Source organism: Bifidobacterium parmae (genome assembly GCF_002860365.1).
GTDB classification, from domain to species: Bacteria; Actinomycetota; Actinomycetes; order Actinomycetales; family Bifidobacteriaceae; genus Bifidobacterium; species Bifidobacterium parmae.
Map to the genome: position 1 here is coordinate 94,723 of NZ_NMWT01000003.1, position 15,421 is coordinate 110,143.

Annotated in this window: 11 protein-coding genes; 3 read left to right on the top strand and 8 right to left on the bottom strand. The window is 67.6% G+C overall.

Features of this window, described 5'->3' with window-relative positions:
- Positions 1-34 precede the first annotated feature (34 nt).
- Both Uis4E_RS01855 and Uis4E_RS01860 read right to left on the bottom strand, forming a co-directional pair.
- Positions 35-622 carry a GNAT family N-acetyltransferase gene (locus Uis4E_RS01855; protein WP_101621589.1) on the bottom strand — a complete coding sequence of 196 codons (588 nt, stop codon included), beginning with the start codon at positions 620-622 and terminating at the stop codon, positions 35-37.
- Between the two features lie 313 nt (positions 623-935).
- Complete coding sequence (locus Uis4E_RS01860; protein ID WP_101621590.1) at positions 936-4,265, bottom strand: UPF0182 family membrane protein; 3,330 nt, start codon at positions 4,263-4,265, stop codon at positions 936-938.
- Between the two features lie 110 nt (positions 4,266-4,375).
- Here Uis4E_RS01860 and Uis4E_RS01865 point away from each other — a divergent pair, with 110 nt between their 5' ends.
- Positions 4,376-5,626, top strand: coding sequence for a glycoside hydrolase family 3 N-terminal domain-containing protein (locus Uis4E_RS01865; RefSeq protein ID WP_423734899.1), 1,251 nt, complete (start codon positions 4,376-4,378; stop codon positions 5,624-5,626).
- A gap of 13 nt (positions 5,627-5,639) precedes the next feature.
- Here Uis4E_RS01865 and nadD read toward each other — a convergent pair whose 3' ends face one another.
- The 4 genes from nadD to glyA all read right to left on the bottom strand — a co-directional run bounded on the left by nadD (position 5,640) and on the right by glyA (position 9,860).
- Entirely contained in the window at positions 5,640-6,407 is a 768-nt protein-coding gene (gene nadD / locus Uis4E_RS01870; RefSeq protein ID WP_101621677.1) for a nicotinate-nucleotide adenylyltransferase, read from the bottom strand.
- A 38-nt stretch (positions 6,408-6,445) separates the two neighbouring features.
- Positions 6,446-7,015, bottom strand: a complete 570-nt coding sequence (locus Uis4E_RS01875; RefSeq protein WP_101621678.1) for a phosphoribosylglycinamide synthetase — start codon at positions 7,013-7,015, stop codon at positions 6,446-6,448.
- A 44-nt stretch (positions 7,016-7,059) separates the two neighbouring features.
- Positions 7,060-8,376 (bottom strand): glutamate-5-semialdehyde dehydrogenase, encoded by a 1,317-nt coding sequence (locus Uis4E_RS01880; protein ID WP_101621592.1) that lies wholly within the window; start codon positions 8,374-8,376, stop codon positions 7,060-7,062.
- Positions 8,377-8,552: 176 nt separating this feature from the next.
- Positions 8,553-9,860 carry a serine hydroxymethyltransferase gene (gene glyA / locus Uis4E_RS01885; protein ID WP_101621593.1) on the bottom strand — a complete coding sequence of 436 codons (1,308 nt, stop codon included), beginning with the start codon at positions 9,858-9,860 and terminating at the stop codon, positions 8,553-8,555.
- A gap of 334 nt (positions 9,861-10,194) precedes the next feature.
- Here glyA and thrC point away from each other — a divergent pair, with 334 nt between their 5' ends.
- Positions 10,195-11,685 (top strand): threonine synthase, encoded by a 1,491-nt coding sequence (gene thrC, locus Uis4E_RS01890; RefSeq protein WP_207764528.1) that lies wholly within the window; start codon positions 10,195-10,197, stop codon positions 11,683-11,685.
- Positions 11,686-11,745: 60 nt separating this feature from the next.
- On the opposite strand, the gene Uis4E_RS01895 is transcribed toward thrC, so the two are convergent.
- Both Uis4E_RS01895 and Uis4E_RS01900 read right to left on the bottom strand, forming a co-directional pair.
- Positions 11,746-12,927, bottom strand: coding sequence for a DUF1648 domain-containing protein (locus Uis4E_RS01895; protein ID WP_101621595.1), 1,182 nt, complete (start codon positions 12,925-12,927; stop codon positions 11,746-11,748).
- 111 nt (positions 12,928-13,038) lie between these two features.
- Positions 13,039-13,422 carry a GntR family transcriptional regulator gene (locus Uis4E_RS01900; protein ID WP_101621596.1) on the bottom strand — a complete coding sequence of 128 codons (384 nt, stop codon included), beginning with the start codon at positions 13,420-13,422 and terminating at the stop codon, positions 13,039-13,041.
- Between the two features lie 190 nt (positions 13,423-13,612).
- On the opposite strand from Uis4E_RS01900, the gene Uis4E_RS01905 reads away from it, so the two are divergent.
- Positions 13,613-15,421, top strand: a complete 1,809-nt coding sequence (locus Uis4E_RS01905; protein WP_101621597.1) for an ATP-binding protein — start codon at positions 13,613-13,615, stop codon at positions 15,419-15,421.

The window sequence follows — 15,421 nt, forward strand, 5'->3', positions numbered from 1 at the left end:
GGGCACGGACGTGTGACGGGGACGGACGTCCCGATCACAGGTCCAGGTACCAGTAGGACATGTCGTGCATGATGCCGGTCGCGTCGGTGGCGGCGGCGGGGAGGAGACCGAACCGGGTGAAGCCGAAGCGGCGCATCAGGGCGGTCGATCCGGCGTTGTCGGCGAAGATGATGCCGATGGCCTTGCACATGCGGCGGTCCCTCGCCTCGTCGAGCAGACGGTCGAGCAGGAACGTGCCGACGCCGCGATGCCGCCACTGCGGCGCGATGTAGTAGGCGAGGTCGGTGACGCCGTCGTAGCCGGCGCGGTCGTAGAACACGGACAGCGCGCCGAAGGCGACGACCTCACGTGCGCGGGCACCGTCGCTATCGCACTGGACGGTCGTCATGCCGTCGTTTGTGATCTCCCGGCCACCGCAGGAGACGCCGTCGTCACCGTCGTTCGTCGCCTCTACGACGAACACCCCGTAAGGGGGCTTATGCGATTCCACCCATGCGCGGCGCTGGGCGAGGGTGCGTGGCTCCAGATCGGCGGTGGCGCCGCCCTCGATGACGGACGCGTTGTAGATGTCGGTGATGGCCTGGATGTCGGATGCGGTCGCGGCCCGGAACAGATAGGACATGCCGACAGCCTAACACCCGGCGCAAGAAATCCCGGAGGAAACCGGCTCGGTCCGGGAAAAGTCGCGCTGGCGCGTCGCCGGCGCAAACAATCCCGGAGAATGTCCCCATCATCCGGGAATCCTTGCGCTGGAGACGACTCAGCGCCACTAATCCCGGAAATCGGCACCGTCGTCCGGGAAAAATCGCGCTGACGATGGGTCAATGCAAGAAATCCCGGAGAATCACGCCGATTCCCGGGATTTCTTGCGCCGTGCGGTGGTGCGGGGATGTATCGGGGGCGTCGAATACGGGGTTCGACGCCCCGCCCCGGAACTACTGCTCCAGTTCGATGGCCTTGTTCAACGCGTCCTCAAGGGCCTTCTGGGCTTCGCCGTAGGCGGTCCAGTCGCCGTTCCTCATGGCGTCCTGGCTGTCCTTCATCGCCTGGGCGGCGTCGTCGAGCGCCTGCTTGAGCTCGGGGCTGCGCGCCGTGGACGAACCCGACGAACCCGACGATGCCGAACCCGACGAACCGGAATCCTTGTCGTCGCCGGAACCGTTCTTCGACGTATCACCCGACGAACCGGACGAACCGGAGGCACCCGAACCCGACGAACCGGACGAACCCGAACCAGACCCGCCCGCGACGTTCGCCGCGTCGCCGGCGGACGCGCCGGAGTCGCCGCCGAACACCTGGTCGAGCGCCTCGTCGAGCGTGTCGGCGAACCCGACCTGGTCGCCGAACGCGACGAGCACCTTCTTGAGCAGCGGGAACGAGGTGGCGCCCGAGGACTTCACGTACACGGGCTGCACGTAGACGAGGCCGCCGCCCAACGGCAGGGTGAGCAGGTTGCCGCGCACCACGTTCGTGGAACCGGATTGCAGGAGGTTCAGCTCCTTGGACACGTCGGCGTCCGCGTTGAAGTTGTTCTGCGCCTGTCCGGGTCCGGGCACGTTGGAGTCCTTCGGCAGCTCCTGCAACCGCAAGGTGCCGTAGTTCGGCCCGATCTCGCCCTTCGTGGAGCCCGCGTCCGAGTCGACGGAGAGGAATCCGGTGAGGATCTCGCGCGTCGACGTGCCGGCGGGGATGTACGAGGAGGTCAGGGAGAACACCGGCTTCTTGGTGCCGCCGGTCTGGAGGGTCAGATAGTAGGGCGGCTGGAGGATGTCCTGGTCCTGCGCCTGCTGCGATTCGGTCGGGTCGACCGGCGTCTGCCAGAAGTCCTCGCCCGAATAGTACTGGCTGGCGGAGGTCACATGGTACTTGGCGAGCAGTTCGCGCTGCACCTTGAACAGGTTCTCCGGGTAGCGCATGTGGCTCATCAGGTCGCCGCTGATCTCGCTCAGCTGGTGGTATTGGCCGGGGAAGATCTGCTCCCACGCCTTGATGACCGGGTCGGACTTGTCCCACACGTACAGGTCGACGGAGCCGTCGTACGCGTCGACGGTGGCCTTCACCGAGTTGCGGATGTAGTTCGCCTGCTGCGTGCCGAGACCGGTCACGGTGGACGACGAGACCGTGGTGGAGTCCTTGGTCGCCGAGCCGAGGTCAGTCATCTGCGAGTACGGGTAGGCGTCGGACGTAGTGTAGCCGTCGACGATCCACTTGACGCGGCCGTCGACCACCGCCGGGTAGACGCGGCCGTCGAGCGTGAGGTACGGGGCGACCTTGGCGACGCGTTCGCGCGGCGACCGGTCGTAGAGGATCTGCGAGGCGGAGGTCACGCGGTCGGAGAAAAGGATCTGGTCGGAGCCGAAGCGGATCGCGTACAGGAGACGCGAGAACAGGTTGCCGACGGACGGGCCGCCGTTCCCCTTGAACGTGTTGGTCGCGCCCTTCGAACCGGTCGGATAATCGAACTCCCATGCGGCGGTGCCTTCGGGCGCGCCGACGATCGAGTATTCGCCCATGTTCGGCGAGAAGTAGATGCGCGGCTCGTACTTCTCGGATTCGGTGAGCTTGCCCTGCGTGGGGATGCCGGATTCGAAGAACTCGGGCTGGCCGTCGGCGGTCACCTTGTTGCCGTAGGCGGCGACGACGCCGTAGCCGTGCGTGTACACGGTGTGGTCGTTGACCCAGTTGCGGTTGTCGTTGCCGGCGAGGTCGAGCTCGCGGGCGGCGATCACCGTGTCCTGGCTCTTGCCGTCGATCTCGTACTTGTCGACGGCGAGCGTGTCGGCGAACGTGTAGTACTGCTTGGACTGCTGGAGCTGCTTGAACGTCGGCGAGACGACCTGCGGGTCGAGCAGGCGGATCTGCGCCGTGGTCTCGCCCTCCGAGCTCAGCGCGCCGGATTCGCCCTTCGTGGTGGCCTTGTAGTTCTCGGTCTTGAGCTTGTCGAGGCCGTAGGCGGCGCGCGTGGCGTCGATGTTGCGCTGGATGTACGTGGATTCCATCTCCTGCGCGTTCGGGTTGACGCGGAACCGCTGCAGCAGCGCCGGCCAGACGATGGTCAGGACCATGGAGACGACGACCACGACGGCGATCGCGACGACCGGCGTGCGCCACGCCTTGAGGGCGGCGGAGGCGCGCACGCCGAGCGGCTGCGCGCCCTCCAGCGCATGCGAGCGCATCAGCCACACGCCGAGCACGACGCCGAGGATCGCGATGAGCGCGGCCATGATGAACGTGACCGGGATGGTCGCGTTGACGGTCGTGTACGTGGCGCCGGTGATGCGCGAGCCCTGCTGGGTGAGGTGCGCGAACACGCCGAGCGCGGTGGAGGCGGCGAGCGCGAACATGTTGAGCATGAGCCACACGGCGATCTGGCGACGCGCGCGCTTCGTGATGGCGAACAGGCCGCGGCCGTTCACCGGCATGGTCAGGCGTATGCCGCCCATCATCACGTGGGTGGCGACGGAGAAGACGACGCCGACGAACAGCAGCATCGACACGGCGGACATGACGAGCCGCAGGCCGGGCAGCACGAACACGTAGAAGCCGTTGTCGAGTCCGAACTGCGGGTCCTTGACGCCGAAGCTCTGCGCGTGGAACATGAGCAGCACGTCGGCCCAGTTCGCGTTGAACTGCGCGCCGAACACGGCGCCCACAATCACGGAGATGATGGCGGCGACGCGTCGCGCGGTCTTCGAGCTGACGGTCTGCTTCACTTCGACCACGTCGCCGTCGACGCGCACGCGCGAGCCGTCGGCCGCGTCGGGGCGGGCGCGGATCGCGAGCCATGCGGACAGGAATCCGACGAGGCCCATGAGCAGCGCGTACGCGACCCACAGGCCGACCTTCACGCCGAGCTGCGTCCAGACGACGGATTGGAAGCCGAGCTGGCCGTACCACATGAGGTCGGTGATGAACCGGGAGAGGCCGAAGAACAGGCCGACGACGATGGCGAGCGCCGCCACCACGCCGATGAGGATCTTCGTGCCGCGGTCCACGCCGCGCGGGCCCTTGTTCGGCCGTGAGGGTTTGCGCGTGATGCGCGGGAATCCGGGGCCGAACGGGGGCCGGCCCGCTCCTCCGCCGCGTCGTGCGCCGGAGCCGGCGGCGTCCGCGCCGTCGTCGCCGTCCGTTTCGACGTTGATGATGATCGGATCGTCGTCGGAACGTTCGGCGCGTCCCTGCGATCCGTTCCGACCGGACCGCCCGCGGTTGCCGCGCGGGTCGAAATCGGGGTCGAACATACCGAATATATCTGCGAATGACATGATTCCAGCCTACAAATAGGTGGGGAATGTCAATCCGTGTGCGTTCGCCGGGAGCCGAGCCGTACCGGCGTGTATTCTCGTGCGCGGATGAGAGCTGGAGTCGAAAGGGGATGCCGGTGGCTGGAAGGAACCGTGGCGGCGGGCGCGTGACGCGTCGGGGCCGCATGCTGCCCGTGGTGGTGACGGCGGTCGCCGCGTTGCTGGCGGTCGCGCTGGTCGTCGTGTTCGTGGTGCTGCCGCGCGTGCGTGGGGATCGACGCCCGGCTTCGGCGCCTGCGGACGCGCGCATGTCGCGTTCCGCGGTGCCTGCTCCGGGCGACCCGGTGTCGATGCGGGCCCGTCGGATCGTCGACGGCATGGGATTGGAGGAGCGCGTCGGCCAGCTGGTGATGGCGCCGTTGTTCGCCGGCAGCGAGCCGTCCGCGTTGCAGGGCGCGATCGCGGACCGTCATGTCGGGTCGGTGCTGCTCATCGGCAACTGGCGTTCCGGCGTGTCCGGCGTGCGTGAGGCGGTCGACGGGCTGCAATCCTATGTGAAGGACGGTTCGCGGCTCATCGTCGCCACCGATCAGGAGGGCGGCCAGGTGCAGCATCTGACCGGTTCCGGGTTCGACGGGATGCCGAGCGCGGTCGAACAGGGCGCGATGACGACCGACCGGTTGCGCGCGTCGGCGGCCGGCTGGGGCGGCCAGTTGGCGGCGGCCGGCGTCAACGTCGATCTCGCGCCGGTCACGGACACGGTTCCCGGCGATCGCGGTCAGAACGATCCGATCGGCGCCCTGGACCGTGATTTCGGTCTTGACGCCGCCGGCAACGCGGCGCATGCGGCCGCGTTCGTCGCGGGGATGCGCGACGCGGGAGTGCAGTCGTCGATCAAGCATTATCCGGGATTGGGCGCGGTCAGGGGGAACACGGATTTCACGGCGGACGGCATCGTCGACACGACGACCACGGCGGACGGCGCGGAGATCGGCGCGTTCCATACGGTGATCGCGCAGGCGCGGCCGGCGATGGTGATGATGTCGCTCGCCACGTACCAGCGGATCGACGCGGAGAATCCGGCCGCGTTCTCCTCCACGATCGTGGACGGCGTGCTGCGCGGGCATCAAGGCTATGACGGCGTGGTCACGTCGGATTCGCTGTCGGCGGCCGCGGTGAGCGGCACGCCGACCGACCAGTTGGGCGTGCGGTTCGTCGAGGCGGGCGGCGACCTCGTGTGCATCGGGCAGAGCGCCTACGTCACGCCGATCCTCGATGGATTGACGGCGAAGGCGAAGGCGGATGACGCGTTCGCGGCCAAAGTGGCGCGTTCGGCGGAGCGCGTCGTGCGGCTCAAGCTCGAGATGGGATTGATGTCGTAGACAAGGGTGTGCGTCAGCGGTACAGGCCGTGCTTGCCGATGTATTGGACGACGCCGTCGGGCACGAGGTACCAGACGGGTTCGTCGTGTTCGGCGCGGCGGCGCACGTCGGTGGAGCTGATTGCCAACGCGGGGATCTCCAGCGTGTCCACCTTGCCTTCGGGCAGTCTCACGCCTTCGGGCGACGAGTAGCCGGGGCGGGTGACGGCGACGAAGTGGGCGAGGTCCCACATCTTCTCCGCGTCCTTCCACTGCATGATCTCGGCGACCGCGTCCGCGCCGGTGATGAAGAACAGTTCCGCGTCGGGGCGTTGCGCGCGGATGTCGCGCAGCGTGTCGATCGTGTAGGTGACGCCGGGCCGGTCGATGTCGACGCGGCTGACGGTGAACTTCGGGTTGGAGGCGGTGGCGATCACCGTCATCAGATAGCGGTCCTCGGCGTTGGTGACGTGCTTGTCGAGCTTGAACACGGGCCGGCCGGTGGGCACGAAGATCACCTCGTCGAGGTCGTACACCCACGCGACCTCGCTGGCGGCGACCAGGTGGCCGTTGTGGATCGGGTCGAACGTGCCGCCCATGATGCCGATGCGCGGCGTCGCATGCCAGTTGCCGCGCGCGGACCGGCGGACCGCCGACCCGTGGCGCGTGGCGGCGGGGCCGGATTCGGAGCCGCCGGTGCCGGGCGCGCCCGCGTTGGCCACGTTGGCGGCCGCCTCCACCGAGTCGACGGACAGGTCGGACATGCGCCGTTCGCCGGCGGCCGGATTCCCCGCGTTCCCCATGTTCCTGGCGTTCCCCGCGGCATTGGCGTCCGTCATGCTCACGCGCGTCCCTCCGTCTTGCGTTCGGAGGCCTCCTCGCGCAGCTCGGCGTGCTCGGCCTGCTCGGTCTCCTGTTCGATCTCCATGGCGGTGGGGCTACCGTCCTTCGGGTCGATCTTGCCCATGTCCTCGTCCCATTCGTCCTGCACGACGCGGCGGATCTCCGCGAACGTGGGCAGCGGGAAGTCGGGCTGGTAGAGGCGGCGCACCTCGGCGACGCGTTCGGTCACGCGGATGAGCGTGTCGGTCATGCCGTCCACGTCGCCTTCGCGTTCGAGCGTGGCGAACCGTGCGATGTAGCTTTCCATGAGGGTCATGTGCTCGCGCACCGCGTGCAGCTGCGCGTCGTCCAGGTCGACCACGTCCGGCGCGTGCTCGTCGGGCCAGCCGATGAGCACGGCGTCCGCGTATTCGAGCGAGGCACGCTGGGACGCGGAGGCGATGCCGTCCTCGATCTGCACGAGGAACACGTAGCGCACGATGCTCAAGCGTTCGGCGGCGATCTTGAGCCCGCAGCGCGGATCGTCCAGGTCGAGGTCGTCGCGCAGTTCGGTGATCGGCACGCTCATGCCGTCGTTCGCGGTCTTCTCGTCGGTCGTTTCGTTCTCGTCGCTCATGCGCGCACCTGTCCCCTGCCGTATCCGATCCATTTCGTGGTGGTCATCTCCCTCAGGCCCATCGGCCCGCGGGCGTGCATCTTCTGCGTGGAGATGCCGAGTTCGGCGCCGAAGCCGAACACGCCGCCGTCGGTAAACCGCGTGGACGCGTTGACCATGACGACGGCCGAGTCGATGCGCGCGGTGAACTCCTCGACGGCCGTGTAGTCCTCGGCGACAATCGCCTCGGTGTGCCCGGTGGAGTGCGCGTTGATGTGGTCGACGGCCTCGTCGAGCGAGTCGACGACCTTGACGCCCATTTCGAGCGCGAGGTATTCGGTGTCCCAGTCCTCGGCGGTCGCGTGCGTGAGCAGCCCGTCCGCCGCGGCCTGCGGCGCGGCGGCGTCGATGATCGCGTAGGCGCGTTCGTCCGCGTGGAGCGTCACGCCCGCGTCGAGCAGCGCGGCGGCCGCCACGGGAAGGAACGTCGCGGCGACACGTTCGTGCACGAGCAGCTTCTCGGCGGCGTTGCACACGCCGACGCGCTGCGTCTTCGCGTTGATGATGATGGGAATCGCCTTGGCGGGGTCGCCGGAGGCGTCCATGTAGATGTGCACGTTGCCGGCGCCCGTCTCGATGACCGGCACCTTCGAGTTCTCGACGACGGCGCGGATGAGTCCCTTGCCTCCGCGCGGCACGAGCAGGTCGACGTGCCCGCGCGCCTCCATCATCGCGGTCGCACCGTCGCGTCCGAAATCGTCGACGGTGGCGACGAGCGCCGGGTCGAAGCCTTCCGCGCGCAGCACGTCGCCGATCACGGCGAGCGTGGCGGCGTTCGTGCGTTCGGCCGCGTGGCCGCCGCGCAGGATCGCCGCGTTGCCGGATTTGAGGCACAGGGATGCGACGTCGACGGTGACGTTCGGACGCGCCTCGTAGATCATGCCGATGACGCCGATCGGCACGCGCGTCTGGGTCAGACGCATGCCATTGGGCAGGTTGTAGCCGCGCACGATCTCGCCGACCGGATCGGGCAGGGAGGCGACGTGGCGCACGCCTTCGGCGGCGGCGTGGACGCGCGGGGCATCGAAGAGCAGGCGGTCGAGCTTGCCGGCATCCATGCCGGCCTCGCGCGACGCGGCCATGTCGGCGGCGTTGGCCGTCTCAACCTCGCCGGCGCGGGCGTCGAGCGCGTCGGCGATGGCGTGCAGGAGACGGTTCTTGGCGTCCGTGTCCGCGCGCGCGAGCGCACGCTGCGCGCGTGCGGCGGCGTCGGCGCGGGCGCACACGGCTTCGAAGACGGCTCCCGCGACCGCGGTTTCCTCGTTGTTCGTCATAACCACCCACCTTACCGCAACACGTGCGCAAAGTCCGGAATACGAAAAAGGCTCCCGTCATCCGGGAGCCATCGCCGAAACCATCCGGAACGGCATCGGCTCCCGCCGGCGAGAGCCGTCGTCGAAGCCGACCGAGGGTGGTCGACGGGCCGCCGACCACCCTCAGCCATGTTCGATCAGTGAATCTGGTCGAGGTCCGGGTAGAGCGGGAAGTCCTCGACGAGCTTGTCGACGCGGGCCTTGAGGGATTCGACGTCGGCGGACGGGCCGGCGGCGAGCGCGGTGCCGATGATGTCGGCGACCTCCTCGTACTCCTTCGGTCCGAAGCCGCGGGTGGCGAGCGCGGAGGCGCCGATGCGAAGGCCGGAGGCGACGGAGGCGGGGCGCGGGTCGAACGGGACAGTGTTGCGGTTGATGGTGATGCCGCACTGGGCGAGCAGGTCCTCGCCCTGCTTGCCGTCCATCTCGCTGTTGCGCAGGTCGACCATCACCAGATGCACGTCGGTGCCGCCGGTGAGCACGCTGATGCCGTTCGCCTTGACATCATCGGCGAGGAGGCGCTCGGCGATGATCTTCGCGCCCTCGAGCGTGCGCTCCATGCGGTTCTTGAACTCCGGGGAGCCGGCGACCTTGAAGCTGACGGCCTTGCCGGCGACCACGTGCATGAGCGGGCCGCCCTGCTGGCCGGGGAACACGGAGGAGTTGAGCTTCTTGGCGTACTCCTGCTTGGCGAGGATGAAGCCGGAGCGCGGGCCGCCGAGCGTCTTGTGGGCGGTGGAGGAGACGACGTCCGCGTACGGGACGGGGCTCGGGTGCAGGCCGGCGGCGACGAGGCCGGCGAAGTGGGCCATGTCGACCCAGAACTTGGCGCCGACCTCGTCGGCGATCTCCTTGATGGCCTTGAAGTCCTCGATGCGCGGGTAGGCGGACCAGCCGCCGATGATCATGGCCGGGTGGGTCTCGAGGGCGCGCTGGCGGATGATCTCCGGGTCGATGCGGAAGGTCTCCGGGTTCACGCCGTAGGCTTCGGCGTGGTAGAACTTGCCGGAGAAGTTGATCTTCATGCCGTGGGTGAGGTGGCCGCCGTGGTCGAGGGCGAGGCCGAGCACGGTGTCGCCGGGCTTGACGAGCGCCTGGTAGACGGCGGCGTTGGCCTGGGCGCCGGAGTGGGGCTGGACGTTCACGTATTCGGCGCCGAACAGCTTCTTGGCGCGTTCGCGGGCGATGGTCTCGATCTGGTCGACGAACTCGCAGCCGCCGTAGTAGCGGCGTCCCGGGTAGCCTTCGGCGTACTTGTTGGTGAGCACGGAGCCCTGGCACTGCAGCACGGCGCGCGGCACGAAGTTCTCGGAGGCGATCATCTCGAGGCCGCCCTGCTGGCGGCGGAGTTCGGAGTCAAGCAGCTCGGCGATCTCCGGATCGGCGGCGCTGATGGGCGCGTTGAATGCGTCGGTGGCCTTCTGTGCAAGGGGTGAAGCGGTCATGTGTGCTCCTTAAACGGTGTGGGTAACGACTGGTTTGCCGTTCGGGCGCCGAGTGTACGGCCCGTTTGTGGCGAACCTGTTTCCGCCGTATGACGAATCTCACACCTCGGACGCGTCGCCTCCCGCCTCCCGTTCCTCTCCCGCCCCACTCCCTACCCCATTCATGCCCATGGTGCGGCAAACCCCTCATGGTGCGGTCGCCGGAAACGGCGTGATTCCGCCGTTGTGTGGATTGTGTGTGACCGCACCATGGGAGAGTCGCCGCACGATGGGAGGGTCGCCGGTAGACTGGTGGATGGTTTATTGTCCCCGTTTCGCGTATGAAGGATTCGCCGTGGCCACCACATTCCATTCCACCCGTTCCACCACCGATTCGCTGACCGCCAAGCAGGCGATCCGCAAGGGCATCGCCGACGACGGCGGCCTGTTCGTCTCCGACCAGCTGGGTTCCGTGAAGGTCGAGATCGGCAATCTGGCCGGCAGGTCCTATCAGGAGATCGCGCGCCGCGTGCTGGGCGCGCTGCTGCCCGACTTCACGGCCGAGGAGCTGGGAGCATGCATCGACGCCGCCTACGGCGACCAGTGGTCGGACGACCGCGTCACGCCGTTGAAGCCGCTCGGCGACGACTTCGTCCTCGAACTGTTCAACGGCCCGACCTCCGCGTTCAAGGACGTGGCCCTGCAGATCCTGCCCCGCTTCATGGCGCGCACCACGCCTGCCGGCGGCGACGCGGACGAGAAGATCATGATCCTCACCGCGACCTCCGGCGACACTGGCAAGGCGGCGCTGGCCGGCTTCGCCGACGCCCCGGGCACCGCGATCACCGTCTTCTACCCCGAAGGCAAGGTGAGCCAGGTGCAGGAGCTGCAGATGACCACGCAGACCGGCTCGAACGTGAACGTGGCCGCCGTGGAGGGCAACTTCGACGACGCGCAGTCCGCGGTCAAGCGCATCTTCGGCGACAAGGAGCTCGCCGCGAAGCTCGCCGGCGACGCGCACGTGGTGCTCTCCTCCGCGAACTCGATCAACGTGGGCCGTCTCGTGCCGCAGGTCGTCTACTATTTCTCCGCGTACGCGCAGCTGCTGGAGCGGCAGGTCATCAACGTGGGCGACGAGGTGGAGTTCGTCGTGCCGACCGGCAACTTCGGCGACATCCTCGCCGGCTACTACGCGAAGCTGCTCGGCCTGCCGGTCAAGCACCTCGTGGTCGCCTCCGACAAGAACAACGTGCTGTTCGACTTCCTCACGACCGGCACGTACAACCGCCAGCGCCCGTTCTTCCAGACGATCAGCCCGTCGATGGACATCCTCATCTCCTCGAATCTGGAGCGCATGCTCTACTACCTGTCCGAGGGCGACACGCGCCTGATCGCCATGCTGATGAACGACCTCAAGAACTGGGGCACGTACGAGATCCCGGAGCCGCTGCTCGCCAAGATCCGCCAGCTGTTCGGCTGCGGCTGGGCCGACGAGGACCAGGTGCGCGAGATGATCGCCGACTGCTGGGAGAAGAACCATTACGTCATCGACCCGCACACCGCGTGCGCGTACTTCGTCGCGCAACAGATGCCGCATGACCCGCTGACCCCGCGCGTGATCCTCGCGACCGCGAGCCCGTACAAGTTCCCGCGCGTCGTGAACGAGTCCCTCGGCTTCGACGCGACCGGCACCGATTTCGAATGCATGGACGTGCTCGCACGCGAGACCGGCACGACCGCCCCGGCCGCGCTGCGCGGACTCGAGACCGCCGATGTCCGTTTCGACACGGTCGTCCCGATCGACGGCATGGAGGCCTTCGTCGAGCAGGCCGCCAAGGCGCTGTAGTCGGCCCCCCATATCCTCGAAACCCCCTCGGTCGCCCTCCACGCGACCGAGGGGGTTTCTTTACGGCAGGGAGAACGCGACCGGCATGCCGGCGATGACGGCGAGCAGCGCGACGATCGCCGCCCATGCGCCCGGACGTGCGAAATTGCAGGTCCAGCCGATGCCGAATCGTTTCGGCACGATCACGGCCGGATCGTCGCGGTTCCAGTAGATCACGCCGCCGATCCAGTGACGGTCGTCGTCGCGGGGCATCGTCCCGTCGCCGTCGCCGTCGCCGTCATGCCCGCCGTCGCCGGTCACATCACCGCCGTCGCCGGTCACGTCACCATCGTCTCCGGCGAACACGCGCGCGCCGTTCTGCCCGTACCGCACGCCCACGCCGATGGCGCCGACGGCCGCGGCCACGGCGACGAGCGTCAGCAGCACGCCGACCGTCCCCGTGCCGACCACGCCGATGAGCGAAAGCTGGAAGCCCCATCCCATCGCGGCGGCGACGAGCAGTCCGACGACGACCAGATACACGCTCCACGCCCGCGCGTACACGCCGTAGGCGTAGGCGCTGGAGGCGGGCCGTTCCGGATCCGTCGGACGCCGCGAACGCAACAGCACCGCATGGCAGACGACCATCACCACGGCCATGAGCAATTGCGCGAGCACCGGATACCAGATCACGGACGGCGACTTCACCGCCCATGAATCGACACGCCCGGCGAGGTCCATGTGCATGGGCACACGGTCGGGCATGCTCTCGTAGCCGAGCACGCCGATGAGGATCGTGACGGCGAGCGCCACGGCCTGCAGCGACTCCCAGCCGAGGCCGAGCGGTTCGGGCGCGACGGTTTCGGCGACGGCGGCCGCGCGCCGGTCGCCGTCGGCCGTCCATCCGCGTTCCCGTTTGACCGCCATGACCTTGCGGCGGCACGCCTGTTGCGCGGCGACGGCGAGGACGGCGACGACGATGGTCGCCGCGCCGGCGGCCCATAATGCGCCGGTCGCGCCGGCGAGAAGCCAGGCCGCAAACGAACAGACGACGCACGCCGCGTCGGCCACGACGACGGCCCGCGTATACGCGGTCTTCAGCGTGCGGATGCGCGAGTCACGGTGCGCGGCGCGCGGCACGGTCACGCCGAAGACCTCGCGCCGGTCGGTCAGCCATGGCGTGAGCGCCATGGGGACGGCGACGAGCGATGGAAGGATGAGGACCGTCAGCGGCAGGGCGATGGTCGCGATGGTTTCGTTCATGATCTGTTACTCCGATTTCGGATGATTGGAATGACCGTCTTGTCTGGCCTGATGCCACCCTCCGGCGCTTCGCGCCACCTCCCTCCGGCGGGAGGAACGGGGAGATGGCCGTCATTCGCCGTATGTGCGGGCGAGTTGCGTGCGCACGAGATCGAGGAACGCCGCGGCGTCTCCCCCGCCCGCCTTGTGTTCGAGTATGAGCCGGTGGAGTTCGCCTTCGATGCGCGCGTCGCCGAGCGCGTGCGCGGCTCCGGCGTCTCGTTCGGCGACGACGGCGCCGGAGCCGCGTCGCATCGTGATGTAGCCGTCGTCGCGCAGGAGCGCGTACGCCTTGTTGACCGTGTGCAGGTTGACGCCGAGGTCGACGGCGAGCGCGCGCACGGACGGCAGGCGGTCGCCGGGCGCGAGTTCGTCGTTCGCGATGCCGGCGATGACGCCGCGTCGCAGCTGTTCGTAGATCGGCACGTCGCTGCGCGCGTCGATGTCGATGATCATCGACAGGCCCCTTTCTTTCAAATCGTTCTATCTGTTCCATATCAACTATAACACTTGCGGCGATTATGGCGCTGCATGAATTAAATGCGGTAAGACGGCGGCCGACAGCGCCGCCCGCGACACGGACATAACAAACATAGCAATCTTGCTGCTACGATGGCTGTTATGTAGGAACGGCGAAGGAGTCACCATGTGGTCGGAGGAAGAGATCGACGCGCTGCTCGAACCGCTGCGTCATGCCGACAGCGACGACCAGAACGTCGAGGTCAAGGAGGCCGTCGGAGGATTGCCGGCCTCACTGCCCGAAACCGTTTCGGCGTTCTCCAATGGAACCGGCGGCACCATCATCCTCGGCGTTTCCGAACGCCACGGGTTCTCCCCCATCGATGGATTCGACGCCAAATCGACCGCGGACGCGATGGCGCAGATGTGCCGGGAGAAACTGATGCCACCGGTTCGCCCGGTCATCGAGATCGCGGCGTATCGGGGCGCGCAGGTGGTCGTCTCGGCCATCGACGAGGCGGACCCTCTGGATAAGCCTTGCTATGTACGCAATAGGGGCCGCTACAGCGGCTCGTTCATCCGCGTGTGGGATGGCGACAGGAAGCTCAGCCAGTACGAGATCGACCGTCTGTTGGAGAACCGCGCACAGCCCACATACGACAGGAAGATCGTCGGCGAGGCGACGGTCGACGATCTGGATCCGGATACGGTTCAAGGCATTCTGCACCTATGCCGAAGACAGCGGCCACGCATCTTCGGAACGACACCGGACGATGATGCCCTGCATATGCTGGGCATCACGGGAACCGACGCCGACGGCGGCACCCACCCCACGCTCGCGGGGCTGCTCGTCGCCGGAAACTACCCGCAGCAGTTCCTCCCGCGCCTGAACATCACGTTCACCCGATATCAGGGGTACAGCAAGGTGTTCGCCGGCGGGGTGAAGTACATCGACAACCGGACCTTCGACGGCCCGATTCCCGAAATCCTCGAGGAGACGCTGCTCGCCACCCGCAGGAACATGCGCATCGGCGGCGTGCTGGATGGCCCCCTGCGCAAAGACACCTTCGAGTATCCCGAAGAAGCCATACGCGAGGCGGTGGTCAACGCCGTCATGCACCGCGATTATTCGCCGATGGCCCGTGGCGGCCAGATCCAGGTCAACATGTACGCGGACCGGCTGGAGATACTCAGCCCCGGAGGTTTGTACGGCGCCGTGACCACGGACACCATCGGCATGCCCGGCGCCACGTCCACCAGGAACCAGACGTTGGCCAAGCTGTTGGAGCTCACACCGTTCCGCGGCGGGACCGTCGCGGAGAACCGGGGCACGGGATTCGAACTCATCACGGCCACCCTCAACGAGAACGGCAACGGCGCACCCGAAATCGCCGACACCTTGACGGCGTTCCGCATGACCTTCCGGTCGGCCGACACCGCCCAGCTGCCGGACAGCCGCAGGGATCCACGCTACGCCGCACGCGGCGGACAGGCCGACATCGACTACAGCGCCTCCATGGGATTGGACCATGGCAAGGTGCCCGGACCCGCGCGCCCGAAGATCGTGCCGTTCCCCCACGGCGGCATCGACGTGCAGGACATCACCGACCGGGAGCTGTACGACCAGACCATCAAGGGCTCGCCGTGGCTGGAGGAACCATACGCCCGCTACATGGGCATCGAACGGAAACCCCTGGACGGCGATGAAGCCATGCCGACGACATCTCCCGCCATCGGAGCCGATGCACCCGACGGCGGCACCGGCTCCGGCACGATGCCGCCCCATGCGGATGCCGGGTACTCGCCCCTGGAGGAGGCGCTGCTGACGCTCATCGGCGAACACGGCACCATGGCGACGCCGCAACTGGTGGAGGCGACCGGCGCCCCGCGTTCGACCATCACCTACCAACTGCGCAAACTGCTGCGCTCGGGAGCCATCGAACGCACCCAGCCGGCCCGCAGCCCCAAACAGGAATACCGTCTCAAAGCCGCCTAA